This window comes from Saccharibacillus sp. CPCC 101409, assembly GCF_030518235.1.
GTDB lineage: Bacteria > Bacillota > Bacilli > Paenibacillales > Paenibacillaceae > Saccharibacillus.
This window is the reverse complement of record NZ_JAULSA010000008.1, coordinates 159771-182542: the sequence shown is the minus strand read 5'-3', so window position 1 is coordinate 182542 and position 22772 is coordinate 159771. Positions and strand designations below refer to the sequence as shown.

The following is a 22772-nucleotide window of genomic DNA, read 5'->3' as shown; positions in this document are numbered from 1 at the left end:
TTCCGGCTTTCTCTTACGTTTTCGAGCAAATAACTGCACTCATACATCTATTTCAAGCTTTTGCGCTTCGATTCGGCCTTTGGAACCCGAATAGCTGCACCTGCGTCGCTATTTGGAGAAATCGAAGGATTTCGCCCCAAATAAGTGTACCTGTGCCGCTATTTTCCGTTTGGAACAATACCCGGCTTTCTCGACAGCTTGAGTACCCGGCACAGGTATTTGTGCCGGGTACTTTTGCCTATCCAATCTTTGTCCGAAAAGTCTATTAACGCCCCTGCGCAGCTTCCGCCGCTTCCTGCGCTTTCAGCTCTTCCAGCAGCTTGTCGCCTTCGACGTCGAGGTTCGGCAGGATGCGGTCGAGCCACTTCGGCAGCGCCCAGGCTTTGTCGCCGAACAGTGACATCACGGCCGGAACGAGCGTCATGCGGATCACGAACGCGTCGATCAGGATACCGATCGCCAGCGCGAAGCCGATCTGCTTGATCATGATATCGTGCGCGAAGATGAAGCCGGCGAACACGCCGACCATGATCACGGCGGCGGCGAGCACGACGCGGCTGGCCTGTCCGTAACCGTGGATCACGCTCTCCGTGCCGCGGTGTCCGTGGACGTAAGACTCGCGCATCGACGAGACGAGGAACACCTGGTAGTCCATCGCCAGGCCGTACAGGATGCCCGTGACCATGATCGGCATAAAGCTCAGGACCGGCCCGGCGGTGTCGAACGCGAACAGGTCGTGCAGCCAGCCCCACTGGAACACGGCCGTCGTGATGCCGAAGGTTGCCAGGATGCTGAGCAGGAAGCCGACCGTCGCTTTGATCGGCACGACGATGGAACGGAACACCAGCAGCAGAATAATCAGCGACAATACGACGATGATCGCGATATACAGCGGGAATACTTCGGCCAGCTTGGCCGACATATCGATATTGACCGCGGTCATGCCGGTGACGCCGAGCGTCACGCCGTTATCGGCCGCAAGCGCGGCGTCGTTATCGCGCAGCGTCGTCACCAGATCGCGGGTTTCTTCGGCGTTCGGACCGGTCTTCGGAATGACGCTGAACAGCGCCATCTTGCCGTTCTCGCTGATGCCGAGCGGCGATACGACGGAGACGTTGTCGACCTGCTGGATGCCCTGGGTGAGCGCGCCGAGCGTCTGCGGCGTCACGTCTTCGCCGTTCGCGGATTCGGCCACGATCAGCAGCGTGCCGTTGAAGCCTTCGCCGAAGCTGTCGGAGATTGCGTCGTAGCTCTGGCGCTTGGCGGTGTCCAGATCGGCCGAAGCCGCGGACGGAATCGCCAGGTCCATCTTGAGCGCCGGAATCGCGGCGACGCCGAGCACCGCGACGATCAGCACGATAACCGGCCAACGGAACTTGATGACACCGTGAATCCAGCGGGCTTTGGCCTGCTTCTGCGCGCGCTTGGCGATATTGGCGGCGTTCTTCTCTCTCGCTTTGCGCGAGCAGATACGTTCGCCGATCAGGCCGAGCAGCGCCGGCAGCAGCGTCAGCGCGATCAGCACGTTAAGCAGCACCGTCGCCGAAGCGACCAGCGCCATCGTGCTGAGGAACGTGATGCCGATAACCAGCAGACCGCACAGCGCGATAATAACCGTCAGGCCGGCAAAAAAGACCGCGCTGCCCGCCGTGCCGATCGAACGGCTGGCGGCTTCCTTCGCGCCGAGCCCCTGATCGAAGATCAGGCGGCGCTGGCGGTTGATAATAAACAGCGCGTAGTCGATGCCGACCGCAAGGCCGACCATCAGCGCCAGGACCGGCGTGATGGAGCTCATGCTCAGATAAGACGACAGCGCGTAAGCGCCTCCGACCCCGATGCCCACGCCGAACAGCGCAACGATCAGCGGCAGGCCCGCGGCCACGACCGAGCCGAGCGTCATGACGAGCACGATCGCCGCAACAACCAGGCCGTACACTTCATTGGTTCCGATCGGAATATCCAGCGGCAGCAGCGATTCGCTCGGCAGCGCCTGGATGCCCGTCTCGTTCGCCACGGAATCGACGGTGTCGATCACCGCTTCCTTGACTTCGTCGGTCACGGCCGACTGCTGCACCGTGAACTGGAACTGGAACAGCGCCGCGCTGCCGTCGCTCGCGATGGTCACGCCGATGACCGGCGCTCCGTCGACCATCAGCTGCGTGTACGGCGGCAGATCGGCCGGGTCTACGGCCGTCTGCCCGGCGGCGGCGCCCGAAGCGTCGCCGGCTCCGGCCGCTCCCGGCTGCGCTTGACCCTGCTGCGCGGCGTCGGCGCCAGCGGCCGATCCCGCCGCCGCCGAACCGTCGCCCGTGCCGGCAGCGCCCTGAGCGGCCTGCGCCTGGGCCATCGCTTCGGCCTGCGCTTTGGCGGCCTGCTCGGCCAGTTCGCCCGCGTTCAGCACCTGGTCCAGTCCGTATACGTCGTCGACCGCTTCCTTAATTGCGGCCAGACGCTCCGGCGTGTTCAAGCTCTCGCCGTCCGGCGCTTTGAACACGACGCTGCCCTGTCCGCCCGAAGCTTCCGGCTGGACTTCCGCCAGCTTGTCCAGCACCCGCTGCGACTCGGTGCCTTCAAGCTTCATTTCCGAACTGACATTGACGCCGTTGACGCCCAGCATGGCGATCACCACGCCCAGGATCACGATCCAGCCGCAGATAAAATACCAGGGTTTGGCGTAAGCCGTTTTCCCCAGCCGATACAAAAATTTAGACATTTCTTTTCTCGCCCTTTCCCTGATGGGGTTCGTCCGATCTTTGCGATCAGAATCCGTTTTTGAGATAGTCGAACGTAAATTCCAGATACTCGTCGAAAGTCATGCCGTCCGCGTCTTCTCCGGCCGGATCGCCCGGAATCTGCACGTTCAGCACGCCTTCGATCACGGGCAGCACCGCTCCGAACACCGCGCCCGCCAGCAGATGCGTATAGCCGGTCGGATACTGCCCGCCGTAGGAGCGGTCGAGTTCCTGCTGCGCCGCCTGTTGAAGCCGTTGGAGCACGATCAGCACGTACGGCTCCAGCGTCGGATGTTCTTTGGACATCCCGACCAGCTTCCGAAGTTTGCGCAGCAGATCGGTCGTGAACTGAAGCCGCATCCAATTCCGGAGCGCTTCGACCGGCTTCGTATCCCCGTCCACTTCCACTTTGCTCAGCACATCTTCCTGCTCGCCGCCGATCGACAGCACCGCCATCGCCACCGCTTCTTCTTTGCAGGAAAAATGGTTGGCGAAGGTGCGTCTGGAATAATGCGCGCGCTGCACCACATCTTCGATCGTGAAACCGTCCAGCCCTTTCCCGGCCGCCAGCTCGAACGACGTTTCGGCCAGCACGTGCCAGGTTTCTTCTTTCTTCATATCGCGCAGGCTTTGTTTCGCCATCCCTGCGATCACCCCGTTTCTTTCGCGCGTACAAATAGATCGAATTCAATATATCACTTTCATTGCCCAATGTGCAACTTTGCTCAAAGGGAATTTTTATCGTCGGATAAACAACCGCAGAAAACGCAAAAAAGCCGGGCGGCCGCCATGCAGCCGATCCCGACTCATTAAAAGATTTTCTTTTATACGCCTTTGTCGCGTTTGGCGGCGGGAGCCGCGGCGCGGACGGTTTGCGTTTCTTTGACGCGAGCGAGCGGCAGGGCGCGATCCGCGTGCAGCGTCTGCGGCGCGGAAACTTCTTCGAGCGAAGGCGTTTCATCCACGGCCGGTTTACCGAGCAGCAGCCCCGCCAATCCGCCGATCACGGCCGGAACCAGCCAGCCCAGACCGACGCCGTACAGCGGCAGAATGCTCGAAAACACGTTTTCCGCCGCCGCGATCTCGATCCCGCCCGCTTTAAGCCCGTCGAACAAGCTGACGATAAAGGTAAGCAGCAGAGCGCCGCGGTACACGCCCGGATTTCCTTTGAACAGCGGGTGCAGGAACGTCAGAATCACCAGCGCGATCGCCAGCGGATACAGCATCATCAGCACCGGCGCGGAGAATCGGATCAGTCCGTTCAGGCCCACGTTGGCGACGAGCGCGCTGAACGCGGCCAGGATCACGGCGATCTTTTTATACGACAGCTTGGGGAACAATCCGTGAAAATACGCCGCGCACGACGTAATCAACCCTACGCTCGTCGTCATGCAGGCCACCGTAATCATCAGCCCCAGCAGAACCGAACCGTAAGGCCCGAAGTAATACGCCGAGACTTTCGCCAGCACGTCGGCCCCGTTGCCCAGCACGCCCAGCTTGCCCACGCTCGCGGCGCCCATATAGGACAGCGACGAGTAGATAACGGCAAGCAGCACGGCCGCGACCGCGATCGCTCTGGCGCAGATGCTCATCAGCTCGCCGCGCGCGGTCACGCCCCGGTCTTTGAGCGCATTGACGATAATGATGCCGAAGATCGTCGCCGCCAGCGCGTCCAGCGTCAGATAACCTTCCTGGAATCCTTTGAAAAAAGCGTGCGAAGCATAGCTTGCGTCGGGCGCCTGGAACTTCGCGATCGGATAAACCAGCGCCGTCACGACCAGCACGCCGATAAACGTCAGCTTGATCGGGGTCAGCACCCGGCCGATCACGTCGATAATCCGCGACGGATTCAGCGACAGCACACAGGCCAGGCCGAAGAACAGAATCGTAAAGATCGCCAGCGCCAGGTGGTGCGAACCGCTTTCCGGCAGCAGCGGCTTGACGCCGATCTCGAACGAAACGCTGCCTGTGCGCGGCATGGCGAAGAACGGACCGATCGCCAGATACAGCACGACCGTAAACACAAGGCCGAACAGCGGATGCACGCGGCTAGCCAGCGATTGCAGATCGCTTTTGCCCGAGTAGACGAACGCGGCGACGGCGACCAGAGGCAGGCCGACCCCGGTAATCAGGAAGCCCGCATTGGCGGACCAGACGTTCTCGCCGGCCAGTTGGCCGAGCATCGGCGGAAAGATCAGGTTGCCCGCCCCGAAGAAAAGCGCGAACAGCATGGAGCCGAGGATGATAATAAAAGAAGCCGAAACTTTTTTCTGCATAATGACAGGTCCTCCAACCGTAAAGCCCTAAGGGGCTTGTGTATGACGGGCGTTTGCGTAATAAAGATCGATCGAGCGCAGCCAGTTGCTTCGGACGATCCGCGCGGCTTCTGCGCCGTCGCGGCGTTCGAACGCGTTCAGGATGCGTTCGTGGTCGTCCGCGGAATCGCGGGTCAGCACGATCGAGTTGTAGAAAAACAGCCGGCGCACATGCGCCTGGAACATGGAAACGGTGCTGGCGATATACGAGTTGTCCGTCAGCTCGATAACCGCTCCGTGAAATTCTTCGTCCAGCTTGAGCGCGTACGGATAATCGCCTTTGTCCAGCGCTTCGCCGAATTCGAGGTTGAGCCGGCGCAGCGCTTCGATCTGCCCGGACGATATGCGCGCGGCCGCAATCTCCGCGGCGAGCGCCTGCAAAGCCGCCAGCGGCGGCAGAATCTTGACGATGTCCGCGCCGTCGATCTCCGTCACCTGCGTGGAGACGCCGGGATTCATCTCGACGAAGCCTTCGACGTTCAGCAGTTGGAGCGCTTCGCGCACCGGAGTGCGGCTGACGCCGAGCGCGCCGGCCAGCTCTCCGTCGTTCAATTTCTCTCCCGGTCGGAGCGTGCCGTCGATAATCCATTCCTGGAGCTGCTGGAAGGCGCGCTGCTTGGCGGACAAGCGGTGCGGTGTGGAAAAACCTGCGGGAATCGGCATGACGCCCTCCTTTATTTATTGGTTTCACAGCCTGTGCAGAGCGGGTTTATAACCGGTTTACGGCCGTTTATAGCTAACATCTTCATGACAGGATTTGTCCATTATATCGCCCGATACTTCGTCATGCAATATATTGCATACGAATTATTTAGGCGAAATCATGGAGATTCCTATCAACTGGGCTCTGACGAGGTACCGGTTTGCGATCCCGAAAACGTTTCCTCAACATCCAATTCACACGAAAAAAGACAGCTTCGAAAACAAAGCTGCCTGAAAAGCGTGCTGCGCACGAAACGCGGCCGTTCTATAGAAAACTTACAACCTGAGCAGTTCCCGGATGTCTCCTTCGGATAATCCGCCTTGCTTCCCGGAACCGGAGTCGATCACATCCGCGATCAGCTCCCGCTTATGCTGCTGAAGTTCGAGCATCTTCTCCTCGATCGTGCCCTCGGCGACCAGCCGAATCACCTGAACCACGCTGCGCTGGCCCATGCGGTGCGCCCGGCCTATCGCTTGTTCTTCGACGGCGGGATTCCACCAAAGATCGTACAGAACGACGGTATCGGCGCCGGTAAGATTGAGGCCGGTTCCACCGGCTTTCAGCGAAATCAGAAAGATATCCGCTTCCCCGGCGTTGAAGCGTTCGCATAGTTCCACGCGTTCGCCCGAAGGCGTGGAACCGTCCAGATAGAACGGAACGCGACCGGAGCGCCTCAGTTCCTCGCGGATCATCTCCAGCATGGAGGCAAACTGCGAGAAGACGAGTACCCGACGCCCCGATTCACGGCACTCTTCCAGCACTTCAAGCAGTTGTTCCAGCTTGCCCGAGCTTCCCCGGTAATTCTCGACGAATAAGCCCGGATGGCAGCACAGCTGACGCAGACGGGTGATACCAGCCAGAATCTTCATGCGGCTTTTCTGAAATCCTTCCGTTTCGAGATCCTGCTCCGTTTCTTCCCGAAGCGCGGACAAATGGGCGAGGTACAACTTCTTCTGCGCCGGTTCCAGCTCGGATCTTCGAACCGCGTCGATCCGGTCCGGCAGTTCGCGGAGTACTTCCTTTTTCAGTCTTCGCATAATAAAAGGAGCGCTTAACGCGGCGATCCGCTCATGCGGCAGATCGAGAAACGACCGGCGGCTGCCGAACAGCTGCGCGGACACCGCGTTGAAGATCGACCACAGATCTTCCAGCGAATTCTCGACCGGCGTGCCGGTCAGCGCGAAGCGGCGATCCGCCTTAATAGAGTTTACGGCTTTCGCCGTCTGCGAAGCCGCGTTCTTGATCATCTGCGCTTCGTCCAGAATCAGCGCGTGGAACGTCGTCTCCGCGTATTTCGCGGCGTCGCGCCGCAGCAGCGGGTACGAAGTCACCACGACGTCGGCTTCATTCGCTCTATCGAGCAGCGCTTCGCGCTCCCCTTTCGGTCCGGCGGCGACCAGCACCTCGACCCAGGGCGCGAATTTGGCGAATTCGGCCGCCCAGTTCAGCGAAAGCGAAGCCGGGCACACGATAAGAACGGGCAATCGCGCGGAAGAGCGCGCCTCGTCCGTCCGCTGCCTTTCTTCCAGCTCGGAGCAGATGTAAGCGATGCTCTGCAGGGTCTTGCCGAGTCCCATATCGTCCGCGAGAATACCTCCAAAGCGGAAATCGGACAGAGTCTTCATCCACTGGAATCCCGTCGTCTGATACTCGCGCAGCACTGGACCAAGACGCGCCGGAAGAACGGCTTCCGCGCTCTCCGGATCTCTGAGCCGTCCCAGAAAGCGCCGCAGTTCCCTGCCCCATTTGGCGGTCTTGGACGATCGCGATCCGGGCGGAAGCAGCAGGGAACGAACAGCCGGCATGCGCAGCGAACCGTTCTCGATCTCTCCGCTTCCGGCTCCAAGCTCGCCGACCAGATTCCGCAGTTCGCCGAAACGTTCTTCTTCGAGCGAAACGAACGCGCCTCCGCGCAACCGCGTAAATTTCTTTTTCAATACGATAGCTTGCAGGATCAGCGCTTTGTCCGCTTCGTCCATCTCATCCGCTTCGAAAGAAACTTCGAGCCAGTCGAGTCCCGAACTCAATTCGGCGGCGATTGCCGGAGTTTCGCGGCGTTCACGGACAAGCAGCCGCGCGGAAGGCGACCAGTACAGATCGACGCCTTGACGCTCGGCCTCGGCGGCGGTCCGGTGCAAAGCCAGATAGAGCCCATTTTCCGTCCGGGTCGTCCAGCCTTCCTTCTCCCGGTGCAGATAAGCGGGATCGATCAGATCCAGCAGGCGGCGCTCCGATTCCGTTTCGCGAATCAGGATGGTATCTTTCGGGACCGCCGGATGATCTTCCAGCGGATTGAAACGGATTTCTCCATAATTGAACCGGAATTTCATGTTTAAGCAGTCGTCCGTATAATCCAGATAAAGTTCCGCGCGCAAACTCGGCTTCACGATCCTTCCCCAGACTTCGTCTTCGATCTCCACTTCGCCCAGCCCGTCCAGTTTCGGCAGGATATCCCGGGCGAATCGCTGCATATGCTCGTGCGGAATATCGATACGATCGCCCGGCTTCCCGTCGGCGTTCAACTGCTCGCGCAGACCTTCAAACAGCCGAATTTCCGCCGGTTCAACGGAATACACGCGTCCTCCTTCCAGCGCGCAACCGTAACGGGGCAAGAACTCCAGGTCCGCCAGACCGGATATCTCCAACCGGTACGCCCCGCCCGAACTCGCGCCGATGCAGGCTCGAAACGGAAGACGTTCTGCAGCCGTTTCGAGAGTGTCCGGCGCTTTTCCGAAACGCTCCATGACCGCGTCGACTCTGCCCAGCAGCGGAAGAATCCGCTGCCAGAGCGGCGGCGTCACAAGCAGATCGCGGCCGTCCGCGCTTTCGTAGTAATAACCGCCTTCCGCTTCTTTATAGAGGATCTCGCTTTCTTTGAGCTCGTATAGAATGCGCAGCAGTTCCGCTTCGGCCTCGTTCATTTCCTGTTCGAGGGGGTTAAACGTAAAGTGGCTGGTAAAATACAGACTTTCGCCATGCTCGGCGCAATCCAGAAACTGCCGGATTTTCTGCACGACGTACAGTCTTTTGATTCCGGTTTTAAGCTCGACGCTGAATATGTAGCCTTTGCGGATACGCTTCGTTTTGAACACAAACTGAAGCTGCAAACGCGTCCCCGGCGCATCGTCTTCGCCGTTCCCGTTTGCTTTCGCCGGATCGGAACGTTTTTTCGAAGCTTTGCTTTCGGCGAACAGCGCGAGCATCTTGTCCATCCGGGACTCGTCGTTCCTGCGCTTCCTGGCCGCCGCTCCTTCTTCCGTCTCAGGCTCCGGCTTTGAAGAATTTGAAGAAACAGCCGCGCGAGCCGAATCGGACAAGTGCCGGACTTCGACCGAGGACGACTGCTTTTCGTGAACGGCAATCAACACCGCCGCGATATGTTTGCACGGGCCGTACATGTCGTAAGCGGGGCAGGAACAGCGGCTCTCGATCGTTCCGTCTTTGCGGAAACCGATCCGTACTTTGTAAGTTCGACCTCCCTCCACGCGAGCCTTCCAGTCTCCGCCGTCGGTCTCCTCCAGACCCGTTACGTCGCCTGCGGTGTAATAGGTCCGTCCGCGTTTATAGAAACTTTCACCGCACAGATATTTGATGTCTTCAAGAGAAAATAGCATGTATTCACCTTTCTCCCCGGACTGCAAACGGTTCCGGATATTTGAACTTGCCGAGAAAATCCTCGCTTATTTATCCACAAAATACTCCAACGTATATTCCTGGTTGCAGCCGGCAAATGTTATTGGAACTACATCGTTGGTCATATAACTGGCTTTACTGCTCCGGTCAGCCCTTTTTTGTACATTTTGTCGTGTATGAAAAACGATGCCACGCTTCTCGACATTTACATTCACGCCCGGATATCTTAAGCGGATAACCGCCAAAATATAATCGACGAAATGAGCCGCGGACTTCAGCTGCGGTATTCCATCTGCCGGATTACCCGACTTCAGTTCGATCAAAAAAACATACAGCAGCTGATCTTGCTTACTAAATACGATCGCATCGTTTTTAGATTTCAGGCCTTCGCGATCTTGAAAGAACGGGTACGGATCCTTGGGTCTGTTGTCTAACGATAATGCATAAATCTTCCCGGTCTTGCGCAATTTGACCTCCCGCCCCTGCGCTCACGTATTTTCCTCGGAGATGATCAGAGCGCCTGTAGGGGTTATTTTATAAACGGGATCAATGACTTCTTCCAACACTTCAATCAGACTCTTCATCATGGCCGTTCTCCATAATTGCATAATAAATTTCGTCGTTCGAAGCATTATACTGATTGATGACTTCGTTAAAAGTTTCCGCGATGATGCCTTCTGTCCGGTTAACTTCCATTTGGCTTATTGTACCGTCCGCAAACATATAGGCCGAAACGTGATGGAGATCAATGATTTGCTCCTGTTTATAACCGAATTTCTCCATGATCGCTTCACGATTCTCAAAATCGCCGGAAAGCATAATCAAATTATTGAATTCTTTGACGATGTAATCGCTGTGCGTGGACAGAATCACCCGTAGTCCCCGATTGGTCGCTTCCGCCAGAATTCTTGCAAGCTTGCGCTGGTTGTCGGGATGGAGGTTGAGTTCGGGTTCGTCGATGATTAGGGTGGCGCCTTGTCTTGCCATATAGGTGAGATAGAAGACGAGTCCAAATAGTGTCTTGGCCGTTGAAGATGAAGTATGAAGGCCGATTTTAAATGGCTTTACTTCGCCTTCTTCTGTGGAACCAGATACATACTGGATACCGCTGTCGTCCAGATTATATTTCCCTTTTAGTATGGATTCCTGGATTCCCACAGCTAAATCCGAAAAAGGACCTGCTTCTTGCCTTGAATAAACAGATAAGCGATTCAAAAAAGTAAGATAATCTGAAATTGGTTTTGCATAGACGCTAATTTCTTTTTTTAATTCAACAATCGAAGATTCATTACCCATAGTCTCAGATCTGAATTTGCGCAAAAGCTCATTACGGGATGCGTTTAATTCTTTGTAAAACAAATTTAATCCTGCCCGTTCGGCCGGAAGTAAAAAAGCTTCGCTGTAAAAAGCTTGAAATATCAGATTATCCAAAATCTTTTTCATTCCGGAATTCACAAGATAAGAGAACTCGCCATCATCCAGTTCCTCCGAGCTCAGGCTTAATTTGATTTCTATCTTAAAACTATTGAACGGTTTTCGCATTGTCGAAGCTATTTTTTCATCCCAAGTGATTCGATGATTAAAAGGCGCCGCAAAAATTTTATTTTTTATTTCTTCAATATCTGTATGGAAGTTTATTTTCGCAAGTGAAAATTCGTTTATTCCTGCGCTAAAAAGATCAGGGAGCGATCGTGTTATTTCTTCGACCCATGCTTTCTGCTCTTCTTCATATCGTTTAAAAAAACCTTCAAGATCTACTTCTAGAGCTCCTTGATTTTTCAATTCATTTTTATCGAAATAATTTATATTAGTTCGAAATCGTTCCTCAAACAAACTGTATAAAACATAACTTGCATACGTTTTTCCCGCGTTGTTTTCCCCACAGAATACCATTAGATTATTACTCGAAATATGACCTTGGATGATCGGGCCTAGGTTTTCAAATTCGATTTGCACCACTAAATTCCGCCTCCCATGATTGGGCTTGTTGTACAATGACTTATCACCTTTATTATATCTTTTGAAGGACGAAAAGATAGCTTCATAAAATAGCATACTGGGTACAGACGTTCGCCCGGGCGTGCTATAATAGGCGGACACTGAAATTGCAGCCCATCACGGAAAATGAACGGGAGACGATAACCGCATGAACGGAATTACGGCATTCACCGACGAACAATGGAATACGCTCGTGCGGAACGTTGCGGAAGCCTATGAAGACCTTACGTTAAAAAGAGGATTCCAGTACGAGCGCATGGGAAGTGTTCTGCAGCTGTCGTTGTCCGGGGATCGCCGGCTGGAAGCGGAGGTCAAGGAAGGCGACGGCATCTGCCGGGTGGAGCTGGCGCTCGATGCCCCTGCCGGCGGAAGCTGCGACTGCGCGGACCGCAAGCCGTGCCGTCATCAGGCGGCGGCGCTGATGAAGCTGGCCGGACTTGCGGGCCGCTCCGCCGCGGCGCTGTCCAATGCCAGAACGATCGCGGCGCGAACTTTAAAAGCGGAAATCGAGGAAGACGGCTCCGGACCGTCCGGCGCAGAACAGGACAGCTCGCCGCAAAATCGCGTCGTCGAAGACGCGGAAACCCGCGGCGATTCGGCGCAAACGGAGCGGACATCGGAAGATTCGCGGCAGCCAGAACCTCCGCCCGAAAAAGCGGCGATTATCGCGTCTTCCGGCATCTCCGCCTGGCATAAGGGGTTCGAGCGGGCCGCGTCTTCGCTGGCCGGACGGACGCGCAATCCGAAATTCGCGGAGCTGACGCTGGAGCGGATCTTCGAAGGAATGCCGCAGCTGCCGCCCGGCATCGAGCGGCTGTATCGGCTGAACGCGCATCTGTTCGTGCTAAGCGCAATGGTCGCGCCGGCGGGAACCGGCCTCGCCTCCTCGCCCGGCTACTACGCGCATCTCGCCGTGTCCGAGATATCGGCGGCGATCGGGCGGCTGTTCGCGGCTCCGCTGCCGGAGCGGCACAATCGGCAGGTACGGGAGCGGTTATCGGAAACGCTGCGCTTCCTGCGCCGCCGGATGCTGACCGAAAGCCGCGAGCAGGACGCTTTTGCGAATGCGTACTATCTGCTGCTCACCCGCTGGGCCGCGCCGGAAAGCCCCGGGAAGCACGGGATGGAAAACGCAGGCGGGGATGAGCGCTTCGGCGCCGATTCGCCGGAACCGGCAGGCGCCGGTACAGCGGCGGATCAGGGCGAAGCGGCCGAAGAACGCGCCGAAGTCTACGAGTCCGAACTTCAGTACCTGATGGACGAGGAACGCGAGCTCGGACGCTCGCTGGACCGCCGGGCCTGGCTCGGCGCGAACGCCTGGAGCCAATTCCGGCTGGGCCGGGACGAACAGGCGCGCAGCCTGCTGAAGCAGGCGGCCGAGCTGCCTTATTTTTCGCCGAAAAAGCTGCCCGACTTCTTCTCCCCGCTTGCCGCTTCCGGCGAATGGGAGCGGCTGGCGGACTGGCTCGAAGCGTTCGGTCCGCTGCTGGAGCGCGCCCGCGCCGGGCTGGAAGACTACGGGCATTTCTGGGACGAAGCGCTTGCGCGCGTACCGGACGCCGAATCCCGGATGTGGGCCGCGCTGCAGGATATGCTGCCGCACGCTTCCTCCCTCTACTTGAACAAACTGCTGGAACGGGGACTGTGGAACGAGTGGATGGACTACCAGCTTTCCGCCGGCGCGGAGCCGGCGCATTTCAAAGTGACCGATCTTGCGCCGATCGAGAAAAACGCGCCCGAGCTGCTGCTGCCGTTCTATCACCAGGCGGTCGAGCGGCTGGTCGAGCAGCGCAACCGCGACGGATACAAAGCGGCGGTGCGGCTGCTGAAAAGACTGGACAAGCTGTATAAGAAAATGAAGCGCACGGAGCGCTGGGATACATTTATGGAGTCGTTCAACGCCCGGTACGGACGGCTGCGCGCGCTCCAGGAAGAAATGAAGAAAGGAAAGCTGATGCTATGAACGCAGTGATGGAAACCGTTACGGTGCATGCCGTGCTGAGCGAATACGGAGACGCCCTGCTTTACGGAACGAAGACCTCGTACGGGTCGATGCCGGCGCTGTACTTCAAGCATCTGCTGTTTGCCCGGCACGAAGAATCTTTCTACGGCACGGAACTGGAAATCCAGAACTCCGGCAGGATGGAGCTTGTGCTGCTGCCCGCGGAAATGGTGCTGTCGTTCTTCGCGGACCGGCCGCTGCTCGAACATATCGAGTGGAACTTCGAAGGCGACGCGGAGCTGCTGGCGCGCACCGCGCCGGCGCTTGCGGCGAGCATCGACAAGCGGGCTTACAGGCCGGACTTCGGCGCGTACCGCGCGGGGCGTTTGCAGTGGAAATGGGACCGGCACGCGCTGAAAGAGCGCGCGCACGCTCCGGTGCTGGCAGCGCTCGACCGCGGTAGGATTCGCGCTGTTCCGGCGCCGGCCGCGGCGGGAAGCGGCCGGGAGAAACCCAGCGACGAGGAAGCTTACGAGGAAGCGCTGTTCGGCGGCGCGCAGGGCGAAGAAGAAGCCGAAGCGGAGGAAACGTTTCTGGCCGGCGTGCGCGCGGCCTATTCGGCGGCCGTGTTCCGGCGGCGCTACGGCAGTGAGCAGAGCGCGCTGGACCTGCGCCGCGAGTATCCGCGGCTGTTCGACCGCGGGGCGTCGGCGGCCGGGCTCGACGAGGACGCCTGGCTCGTCGCGGTCGGCTGGCGCGAAGACGCCGCGCCGTTCCGTCCGGTCGTCCGCTTCCTGGAACCGGACGAGGACAACGAATCCTGGAGGCTGGAACTGGCTCTCCAGGACAAGAAAGACGAGGCTTCGCTCGCCTCGATTACGCTGTCGGACGTCGGCGAGGCCGCCGGGAATTGGCCGGCGGCCTGGGACAAGCATGTGCGCGAGCGCGGCGCGGAATGGCTCAAGAGTCTGCGCACCGGGCTGCCGACGCCGCGCGTGGCGGCGGGACCGGATATTCTGGCCCGCGGCATGAGCGGGCCGGACGCCTGGCAGTTCCTGACGAAGGACAGCCCGCGGCTGCTGGATAACGGCTGGCGGGTGCTGCTGCCGGCCTGGTGGCAGGCGGCCAGCAAGAAGAAGCCGAAGCTCAAGGCGCGGGTCAAGGAAGAAGGCGGCGAGGAGAAGAAAAGCGGCCGCTCCATATTCGGCCTCGATTCCGTGCTGAACTTCGACTGGCGCATCGCGATCGGCGACGCCGAATTCAGCGAGGAGGAATACCTGGAACTGGCCGCGAAGAACGAGCGGCTGGTGCAGTTCCGCGGCGAATGGGTCGCGCTCGATCCCGCCCTGCTGACGCAGATCAGCCGGGCGATGAACGGGCTGGACAAGAAAGCCGGCCTGTCGTTCCAGGATATTCTCCAGCTTCATCTGCTGAAGAAAGAAGAAGAAAGCGGCGAAGCGGAAGAACGCGCCCGCGCCGAAGCGAACGCGCGGCTGGAGCTCGAAGTCCAGCTCAGCGGCCATTTGTCGGCGCTGATCGACCAGCTCGGCCAGAAAGAATCCTGGCCGGCGATCGACGTGCCGGTCGGACTCCGCGCGCAGCTGCGGGGCTACCAGCGCGAAGGCTTCGGCTGGCTGGCGTTCCTTCGCCGCCTGGGGCTGGGCGCCTGTCTGGCCGACGATATGGGCCTCGGCAAGACCGTGCAGCTGATCGCGTATCTGCTGCATGTCAAGGACAGCCGCGCCGAGTCCGCAGCGGCCGGCCGGCCGCTGCGCGGCGGCGCTCCGCGCGCGGACGACGGCGCGCTCCGCTCCTCAACCGCGCCGCGCGCAGGAGCTTCCCGCGCGCAGGAAGCCGCGGAGCCGGACGCGAACCCGTCCGGCCCGGCGCACTCCGGGTTCGCCCGCGCCGCCGGCGAACCGGCCCATGCCTTTCCGGCTTCGCGTCCGGGAAGCGACCCGGCCCATCTGCGCTCCGCCGCGCAGCCGGGCGCGGGAACTTCCGGCCGCCGCGCCGCGGGCGATCTGCCCGCCTACCCGGCCGCGCACCGCGGCGGGCGCGGCTCCTCCGGCGCGCAGCGCTCCGGCTGGCTGCCGCCCGACGACGGCATTATACGCGCGGGTTCGTTCCCGCTGGAAGCTTCGCTGATTATCTGCCCGACCTCGCTGCTCGGCAACTGGCAAAAAGAAATCGCCCGCTTCGCGCCGTCGCTGCGCGTGCTGCTGCACTACGGCAGCGGCCGCCGAGGCGGAGACGCGTTCGCGGCGGAAGCGTCCGAAGCCGACGTGATCCTGACGTCGTACGCCACGGCTGCGCTCGACCAGGAGCTGCTGCGCGGCTTCGACTGGCTGACCATCTGCCTCGACGAAGCGCAGACGATCAAGAACGCGCAGACCAAGCAGTCCACGGCGATCCGCAGCTTCCGCGCGCTGCACAAGATCGCCCTGACCGGCACGCCGATCGAGAACCGGCTGTCCGAGCTGTGGTCGATCTACGACTTCATGGTGCCCGGCTATCTGGGCGGGCCCAAGTCGTTCCAGGACCGGTTCGCGAACCCGATCGAGAAAGAACAGGACGAAGACAAGATCGGCGAGCTGCAAAAGTTGGTCAAGCCGTTTATGCTGCGCCGCAAAAAGAAAGACCCGAATATCCAGCTCGATCTGCCGGAGAAAAACGAGATGAAGACCTATATCCATCTCACGCCGGAACAGAGCGTGCTGTACGAGCAGGTCACCAAGCAGCTGCTCAAAGAAATGCCGCAGCTCGAAGGCATGAAGCGCAAAGGCGCGATCCTGTCCGCGCTCACCCAGCTCAAGCGGCTGTGCGACCATCCGGCGCTGACCGCGGGCGAATCGTCGGCCGCCGAGCCGGACGAAGCGCCGGATCTCGATACGCTGATCGAGCAGTCCGCCAAGCTGTCGCGGCTGGTCGCGATGGTCAAAGAGCTGCGCGCCGAAGGCGAGCGCTGCCTGATCTTCACGCAGTATATCGGCATGGGCGAAATGATGCAGCGCGTCCTCTCCGAAGAACTCGGCGAGAATGTGCTGTACCTGAACGGGAGTACGCCGCGCACGGCGCGCGAGCGCATGATCGAGCAGTTCCAGGCGCAGGAACAGCCGGCGAACGAAACGACGGCCGTATTCATCCTGTCGCTCAAAGCCGGCGGCGTCGGCCTCAACCTGACCGCGGCCAACCACGTCTTCCACGTGGACCGCTGGTGGAACCCGGCCGTCGAGAACCAGGCGACCGACCGGGCGTACCGGATGGGCCAGACCAAAGACGTCCAGGTGCATAAATTCATCTCGATCGGCACGCTGGAAGAGCGGATCGACGATATGTTGGAAAGCAAACAGCAGCTCAGCGACAGCGTGATCGCCGGCTCCGAAGGCTGGATCACCGAGCTGTCCGACAGCGCGCTGCGCGATCTGTTCACGCTGCGTCAGGGCTGATCCGCGCGGCCTGCGAGAAAAAAGATTCCAGGTTTTCGACGGAGCGCGCGTTTTCCCCGCCGCTTTCCGGCGCGCGGGTCGGCGCCTGCTCCGTCGAACAACTCTGCGGCCGTCAAAATACTGATTTTCCGCGCCCGATTTGCAGCGAAAAACGCTGTGCTCCGCAGAATGTTGACGTCCTGCGCACATTTTTCTTCAAAAAGCGCTGCGTTTGGCAAAATGTTGACGCTTTGAACACATTTTCTTCAAAAAGGACTGAATTCGGACCTTAATCGGCGAAAATAATGCTTTAGCGTCAATATTTTCTTTTATATCGCCGTTTTTCGTCAAAAGTGCGGCCCTTTCGTCAACATATTCAGCGGCTGCCGATGTTTATGCGGATACGTGTGCTTATATTCGCTTTTGTTTTCGCCTGATTCCGGTTTTACCGCACACCCATCAATCCAGCGCCTGGCGCTCAAGGAGACCCGTTATGGAACCGTCGAACACGAACAATATCGTCCTCGCCCACGAAATCCCGCAGCCGGAAGAATATATGGAACTGCGCGTCGCTGCGGGCATGAGCGCCCGCACGCTCGAAGCGGCGCGAGCCGGGCTGCCCAATTCGCTGTTCTCGATTACGCTGCGTGGCGAGGACGGCCGGCTCGTCGGCATGGGCCGCGTGATCGGCGACGGAGGCTGTTCGTACATCGTCTCCGATATCGCCATCCATCCGTCCTTGCACCGCAAAGGGCTCGGCCGCCGCGTGATGGAGGAGATCGAACACTATCTGGACGAGCGGGTGCCGCCCGGCTCGTTCGTCAGCCTGATCGCCGACGTGCCGGCCAACGAGCTGTACCGGCATTTCGGCTTTATCGAAACGGCCCCGGCTTCGATCGGCATGTATCGCCCGAGCCGTCCGAAATCCTGAGCGAACAGACTTCTCTCTAGGCGGACTCGGCCGACCTGCGGCTGAACTCGTCGGTGGAATTGGGCAGCCGAACTCTACCGAACTCACGCCGCAAACCAGCCGGCCGCTCTTCATCAAAAAAAGCCTCTGCCGAGCGAAGAATCTTCTTCGCGGCAGAGGCTTTTTCGATTTATACGGCCGGACTGCGACCGGACTCAAGCGTTTATTGCGCGAAGCCGGATTCTCGACATGAAGCGCCGCTTAAATAACCCCCCGGAAGGCCCGGCATCCGCGTTCGCCTTACAGGCCGAACGGCGGACTTCTTCCCTGGATGCAGCCCGACCGCCACGCCGTTCGTCGCGTCCCCGCCTGTTACAAACAGCCGAAACCGGAAACTGCTCCGCGAAAGCTCTCACAGCTTCGCCCGTCCTGCTCCGCCTCGCTTAAATCTCCGCCGCCACCCCGAAGTGGTCCGACACGACCGCTCCGTTCTTCCCGTCCAGAATCACTTCGGATTTCTTCGCCGCGACGGGATCGCTCGACAGGATATAGTCGATGCGCAGCGGGCGTTCGTTGTCCGACCAGCCGGCGATCGCTTTGAGCACGGTCGAGCCTTCGTCTTTCTCGGCCGCGGCCGTGTACAGATCGCACCAGCCGTGCTCCAGGATATAGTCGTAGCCTTCGCCGCGGATCTGCGCCACGTTGTTCAGGTCGCCGAGCAGGAACAGCGGTTCCCCGCTTTTTCTCAGCGGCGCCAGCAGTTCTTCCGTCCGGTCCCACTGGCCGCGAAACGGCTCGACTTCGTCGTGCCACCAGCCGTAATGCCCGTCGACCAGCCAGAACGGCCTGCCTTCGCTGTCTTCGATTCTTTCCCCGCTCCCGCCTGACGTTTGTGCGCCGGCCGACGTCTTCACCGCGAGAATCCGGCGCGTTTTGTGGTTTTCGTACTCCCGCAGCGCCGATACGTAGTCGCAGAACGCTTCCGTGATCGGGCGTTTGCTCAGCACGGCCAGTCCTTCGTCGTAAATCTTGAATGTGGCGTGCGTCGGAATCCAGGTCCAGTAATACGGCGTATCCAACTGCTCAAGCAGCGCCAGCATATAGTGTCCTTCGCGAATCGTTAAACCCTGCTCCGCTTCGAAATACCGCTCCAACGCCGCTTCCGGCGCCGGCGCTCCGTCGATCGGCTGGTTGATCTCCTGCATCGCGACGACGTCGAAGTCCCGTTCTCCGATAAAAGCGGCGAGCTGCGCTATTTTCTCCAATTGGTTTTCTTCATGCCACGCGTGAGCGTTCAGCGTCATCAATTTCATCGTTATCACCTGCGTTTTCAAATTTTCCGCGGTCCGTTCAACTCTACAAGTGTACCATATCCCGGACATTCGTACGGCGCGCGGATCACGCAGTGCGGTCGATCGATCATTGGTAACGGTTGCAAAATAAAAAGAGACTTTCGAATCGTTTCGAAAGTCTCTCTTATGCCGAGGCGGACGAAGCTCACCGACTTCGTCCGTTCTCGCGCGGCCGGATCATCCGATCCCTTTTCGGCATGGCAGCCGGCTCAGCGGTCTTCTTCGCCGGGCGGCAGCATCGGACGATGCAGCACGGGCGAAGCCAGCACGACCGAAGTGTGCACGCTGCCGAAATCCATCAGCCGATCCACAAGGCGGCGCAGCCCCGGCGTACCGGCGACGGCGGCCTGGAGGAAATAACTCGCGTGCCCCGTCACCCGGTGGCACTCGGTGATGTCCGCTTCGCCGCACGCCCACTGTTCGAACTCCTGCGGCGCTACTTTCAGATCGGTAATCTGGATCACCAGCCGCGTGTCGCGGCCGACCGATTCCGGCGAAACGCTTGCCGAATAGCCCTCGATCACCCCGCGCTCTTCCAGACGGTGCAGGCGTTCCGCCGCGCTGGGCCGGCTGAGCGCCAGTTCGCCCGACAGGTTCGTAACGCTCATGCGCCCGTTGGTTTGCAGCAGTCTAAGTATTTTGATGTCTAAAGCGTCCAATCCCATCCCCCTGTTTCTACCATTCTTTTCCGCTCAAACGCTATCTTATCACGAGATCGCAAACTTCAAGAAGATGCAAAAAGCGCAGGTCGTTCGAACCTTCCGTTTCCGGATATTGAAGCGTTCTCGCATTCCTGCCCGGATATATGGGGCTCAGGTCCTTTAATGCCTGCTTGCTACAGTGAAATATCGCACCTGCGCAGCCTGTTCAATCCTGCGTCAGGAAGCGGTATCCCACGCCCGGCTCGGTCACGATCAGCCTGGGCTGCGACGGGTCTTCTTCGAGTTTTTTGCGCAGATGCCCGATATAAATCCGCAGGTAGTGGCTGTCGCCTTCGTCGTGCCGGTCGCCCCAGACCTGTCGGAGCAGCTGGCGCTGCGTGACGACTTTGCCGGCGTGCGACGCCAGCATCTTGAGCATTTCGTATTCGGTCGGCGTCAGCTTCACGCGTTCCCCGTTCAGCTCCACCACCCGCTGGGCCAGATCGATCGACAGTCCGCCGCTGCGGATCACCGGTTCGCCTTCGACCTTCGCCGTATGGCGCAGCGCCACGCGAATCCGCGCCACCAGCTCGCCCATGCCGAACGGCTTGGTCACGTAATCGTCCGCTCCCGCGTCCAGCGCGGCGATCTTGTCTTCTTCGCGGTCCTTCGCCGTCAGCACGATCACCGGCACGCCGGACCATTCGCGAATCCGCCCCAGCACTTCCATGCCGGTCAGGTCCGGCAGGCCCAGATCGAGCACGATCAGTTCGGGATGGTTGAGCGAAGCCTGAAGCACGCCTTCTTCGCCCGTTTCCGCTTCCTGCACGGCGTAGCCGTGGGCGGACAGCGTGACTTTGAGCAGCTTGCGGATCTGCGGTTCGTCGTCCACGACCAGGATTCTGGCGCCCGCGCCCGGTTCGTTCGTCATCGGTTATTCCTCCTTTTCCGTGGATTCGCCGGGATTTGCTTCGACGCCCGGCACGATCTCCGCCCGGTTCGAAGGCGAATCTTCCAGCGGAAGCACGATCGTTACAACCGTGCCCGCGCCGCCGGTTCCTCTTGGCCCGATCGGGCCTTCCGCGCTTCCGCATTGGGGACCCCCGCCTTCGCCGTCCGCTCCGATCTGCTCCGGCGGTGCGGAACTTCGTCTCGACGACGCGGAGATCGTGCCGCCGTGCAGATCGACGATGCCTTTGCAGATCGCGAGCCCGAGTCCCGTGCCGGACACATGGCGCGTGCTGTCGGAACGGTAGAATTTCTCGAAAATCCGCTGTTCGTCCGCCGCCGGGATTCCCGGTCCTTCGTCCGATACGCTCAGCACCAGCCGGCCGCCCCGCGCGCTCGCTTCGACGACGATGCCGCTGCCGTCGGGACTGTACTTGATCGCGTTGCCGATCACGTTGCCCAGCATCTGCTCCAGCAGCACCTCGTCGCCGCGCACCATCGGGATATCGTCGGGGATCGATATGCGCAGTTTGCGGCCGCCGCGAAAATCTTTCGTTTGCGCCAGCGCCACGCCGACCAGGTCCTGCACATCGCACCAGTCCCGGCGCAGCCGCAGCATGCCGCTTTCCAGCCGCACCATGCCGAGCAGATTCTGCACCAGCCGGTTCATGCGCATCGCGCCGCCGCGTATCGTCTCCAGCAGCTCCATCCGGTCCTGCGGCGTGAACAGCCCGTCGCTTTCGATCAGTCCCGTCGCCGAGCCGACGATCGTCGCCAGCGGCGTGCGCAGCTCGTGCGACACGGAATCGAGAATCGCCGTGCGGAGCTTTTCCGATTCGGCGGTCAGATGCGCAAGCTTCGCTTCTTCGGCCAGCCTGAAGCGGGCGATCGCGGCGGCGGCCAATCCGCACAGCGCTTCGAGCAGCCGCTCCCTTTCCCGGCTCAGGCCGGTTCCTTCCGCGCTTCCTCCAGCGGCCGTGCCGGAATCGCGGAATTTCACGGCCAGCACGCCGTAGATCCGCCCTTCCGCGCGCAGCGGCATATACCGCTCCGGCAGCTCGCGCAGCGTCTGCGTGCCGCGGCCGGCTTCTTCGCCGTGCTCGTACACGAGCCGGACGACGACGCTTTCTTCCCGCGCGCGGGGCCCGTCCGGCCGCGCCGGTTCCCGTACCGAACGCAGTTCCCCCGCGTCATCCGGAATATACATCGCCGCTTCCGCCCCGATCGTCTGCGCCAGGCGCCGCGACAGTCCGTCGAGCAGCGACGCCGCGTCGGCGACCGACCCGATCTGGCGGCTGAACGCGTACAGCAGCGCCGTATGTTCCTCGCGCTGCCGCGAGCGGATCAGCTGCTGCCGCAGCCGCCCCGACAGACTGGCGGTCAGCCCCGCGGCGGACAAATAAACGGCAAACGAAATCAGATAGCGCAGATCGGCCACGGTGAAGCTGAGCGCGGGCGGCACAAAGAAGAAGTCCAGCGCGAGCACGCTCGCCCCCGCCGAGTAAATCGCCGGGGCGAGCCCTGCGTACACCGCGCTCAGCAGCACCGGAAACAGATAGATCAGCGCCACGTTGACGATCTCCAGCTCTTCGGCATACGACCGCAGCACGATCGTCAGCAGCGCGGTCAGCAGCGTAATGAGCGTATACACCGACCAGCGGGGCAGCTTCTCCGCCGCGTCCGCCAATTTCTCCAGCATTCCCGCCCGATTGCTTTCTTCGCGCTCCCATTCGTCCACGTTCCGGCACCGTCCTTCCGTTAACCTTTCTTGTTTCTCCAGTATAAATCATGCCACGCTCCGCCGCCTCTTTCCGGCCCGCAAATCCGCATAAAAAACATATAAATAACTTGTCTTACAGCGTAAAAATGGCGTAAAAATCCGCGAAAACAAGCGTAATCGGCAGAAAAAAGGATTATACGAAAGTCATACCGCTTTTCAAACGCCTTCATTCCGCCTTACGGCTTCGAGCGGCTTTTTTTCCGCTCCGGAACGTTTTACAAAGCAGACATTCGGGCCTAACCTACATCACAGGAACCGCAGCCGGCGCAAAAGACCATCCCGCCGCTGCGAACCGCGCCCCGAAGCACGGACGAACAAGCCGAAAAGCGGCTTAACGAGCGCGAACCCCCATTTTAAAGCGAAGGAAGGATAACATGACCGATCTCTTGA

The 22772-nt window shown here is 59.8% G+C and carries 14 protein-coding genes; 3 read left to right on the top strand and 11 right to left on the bottom strand.

The window, feature by feature from the left end; translation table 11 throughout:
* Window positions 1–265: 265 nt before the first annotated feature.
* The 7 genes from QWJ34_RS17720 to QWJ34_RS17690 all read right to left on the bottom strand — a co-directional run bounded on the left by QWJ34_RS17720 (window position 266) and on the right by QWJ34_RS17690 (window position 11342).
* Window positions 266–2713, bottom strand: coding sequence for an MMPL family transporter (locus QWJ34_RS17720; RefSeq protein WP_302729860.1), 2448 nt, complete (start codon window positions 2711–2713; stop codon window positions 266–268).
* 46 nt (window positions 2714–2759) lie between these two features.
* On the bottom strand, window positions 2760–3374 hold the full coding sequence (locus QWJ34_RS17715) for a TetR/AcrR family transcriptional regulator (protein WP_302729858.1): 615 nt from the start codon (window positions 3372–3374) through the stop codon (window positions 2760–2762).
* Between the two features lie 182 nt (window positions 3375–3556).
* Complete coding sequence (brnQ, locus tag QWJ34_RS17710) at window positions 3557–5008, bottom strand: branched-chain amino acid transport system II carrier protein (protein WP_302729856.1); 1452 nt, start codon at window positions 5006–5008, stop codon at window positions 3557–3559.
* Window positions 5009–5035: 27 nt separating this feature from the next.
* Window positions 5036–5710: a GntR family transcriptional regulator gene (locus tag QWJ34_RS17705; RefSeq protein ID WP_302729855.1), complete on the bottom strand. Its 675-nt coding sequence runs from the start codon at window positions 5708–5710 to the stop codon at window positions 5036–5038.
* A 315-nt stretch (window positions 5711–6025) separates the two neighbouring features.
* Window positions 6026–9364, bottom strand: coding sequence for a DEAD/DEAH box helicase (locus QWJ34_RS17700; RefSeq protein ID WP_302729854.1), 3339 nt, complete (start codon window positions 9362–9364; stop codon window positions 6026–6028).
* A gap of 66 nt (window positions 9365–9430) precedes the next feature.
* Window positions 9431–9850, bottom strand: a complete 420-nt coding sequence (locus QWJ34_RS17695) for a hypothetical protein (RefSeq protein WP_302729852.1) — start codon at window positions 9848–9850, stop codon at window positions 9431–9433.
* Window positions 9851–9950: 100 nt separating this feature from the next.
* Window positions 9951–11342, bottom strand: a complete 1392-nt coding sequence (locus QWJ34_RS17690) for an AAA family ATPase (RefSeq protein ID WP_302729851.1) — start codon at window positions 11340–11342, stop codon at window positions 9951–9953.
* A 187-nt stretch (window positions 11343–11529) separates the two neighbouring features.
* Between QWJ34_RS17690 and QWJ34_RS17685 the strand changes: the two genes are divergently transcribed.
* The 3 genes from QWJ34_RS17685 (at window position 11530) to QWJ34_RS17675 (ending at window position 17682) form a co-directional block, all read left to right on the top strand.
* Window positions 11530–13344: a hypothetical protein gene (locus tag QWJ34_RS17685; RefSeq protein WP_302729849.1), complete on the top strand. Its 1815-nt coding sequence runs from the start codon at window positions 11530–11532 to the stop codon at window positions 13342–13344.
* On the top strand, window positions 13341–16772 hold the full coding sequence (locus QWJ34_RS17680; protein WP_302729847.1) for a DEAD/DEAH box helicase: 3432 nt from the start codon (window positions 13341–13343) through the stop codon (window positions 16770–16772). Before QWJ34_RS17685 ends, QWJ34_RS17680 begins: the two co-directional genes overlap by 4 nt.
* 472 nt (window positions 16773–17244) lie before the next feature.
* Window positions 17245–17682 (top strand): GNAT family N-acetyltransferase, encoded by a 438-nt coding sequence (locus QWJ34_RS17675; protein WP_302729845.1) that lies wholly within the window; start codon window positions 17245–17247, stop codon window positions 17680–17682.
* A 422-nt stretch (window positions 17683–18104) separates the two neighbouring features.
* Here the strand turns inward: QWJ34_RS17675 and QWJ34_RS17670 are convergent, their stop codons facing one another.
* From QWJ34_RS17670 to QWJ34_RS17655, 4 genes are all read right to left on the bottom strand, one after another.
* Window positions 18105–18974, bottom strand: coding sequence for an endonuclease/exonuclease/phosphatase family protein (locus QWJ34_RS17670; protein WP_302729843.1), 870 nt, complete (start codon window positions 18972–18974; stop codon window positions 18105–18107).
* A 248-nt stretch (window positions 18975–19222) separates the two neighbouring features.
* Window positions 19223–19672 (bottom strand): Lrp/AsnC family transcriptional regulator, encoded by a 450-nt coding sequence (locus tag QWJ34_RS17665; RefSeq protein WP_302729842.1) that lies wholly within the window; start codon window positions 19670–19672, stop codon window positions 19223–19225.
* Between the two features lie 208 nt (window positions 19673–19880).
* The gene (locus QWJ34_RS17660) at window positions 19881–20585 is read right to left on the bottom strand and encodes a response regulator (RefSeq protein ID WP_302729840.1); all 705 of its coding nucleotides are present in this window, start codon (window positions 20583–20585) and stop codon (window positions 19881–19883) included.
* 3 nt (window positions 20586–20588) lie between these two features.
* Window positions 20589–22340 carry an ATP-binding protein gene (locus QWJ34_RS17655; protein ID WP_302729839.1) on the bottom strand — a complete coding sequence of 584 codons (1752 nt, stop codon included), beginning with the start codon at window positions 22338–22340 and terminating at the stop codon, window positions 20589–20591.
* Window positions 22341–22772: the final 432 nt, after the last annotated feature.

What these genes read in the sequence shown, in the direction of transcription:
- QWJ34_RS17720 (WP_302729860.1), bottom strand. Translation starts at nt 2,713, where the DNA reads ATGTCTAAATTTTTGTATCGGCTGGGGAAAACGGCTTACGCCAAACCC.
- QWJ34_RS17715 (WP_302729858.1), bottom strand. Translation starts at nt 3,374, where the DNA reads ATGGCGAAACAAAGCCTGCGCGATATGAAGAAAGAAGAAACCTGGCAC.
- brnQ (WP_302729856.1), bottom strand. Translation starts at nt 5,008, where the DNA reads ATGCAGAAAAAAGTTTCGGCTTCTTTTATTATCATCCTCGGCTCCATG.
- QWJ34_RS17705 (WP_302729855.1), bottom strand. Translation starts at nt 5,710, where the DNA reads ATGCCGATTCCCGCAGGTTTTTCCACACCGCACCGCTTGTCCGCCAAG.
- QWJ34_RS17700 (WP_302729854.1), bottom strand. Translation starts at nt 9,364, where the DNA reads ATGCTATTTTCTCTTGAAGACATCAAATATCTGTGCGGTGAAAGTTTC.
- QWJ34_RS17685 (WP_302729849.1), top strand. Translation starts at nt 11,530, where the DNA reads ATGAACGGAATTACGGCATTCACCGACGAACAATGGAATACGCTCGTG.
- QWJ34_RS17680 (WP_302729847.1), top strand. Translation starts at nt 13,341, where the DNA reads ATGAACGCAGTGATGGAAACCGTTACGGTGCATGCCGTGCTGAGCGAA.
- QWJ34_RS17675 (WP_302729845.1), top strand. Translation starts at nt 17,245, where the DNA reads ATGGAACCGTCGAACACGAACAATATCGTCCTCGCCCACGAAATCCCG.
- QWJ34_RS17670 (WP_302729843.1), bottom strand. Translation starts at nt 18,974, where the DNA reads ATGAAATTGATGACGCTGAACGCTCACGCGTGGCATGAAGAAAACCAA.
- QWJ34_RS17660 (WP_302729840.1), bottom strand. Translation starts at nt 20,585, where the DNA reads ATGACGAACGAACCGGGCGCGGGCGCCAGAATCCTGGTCGTGGACGAC.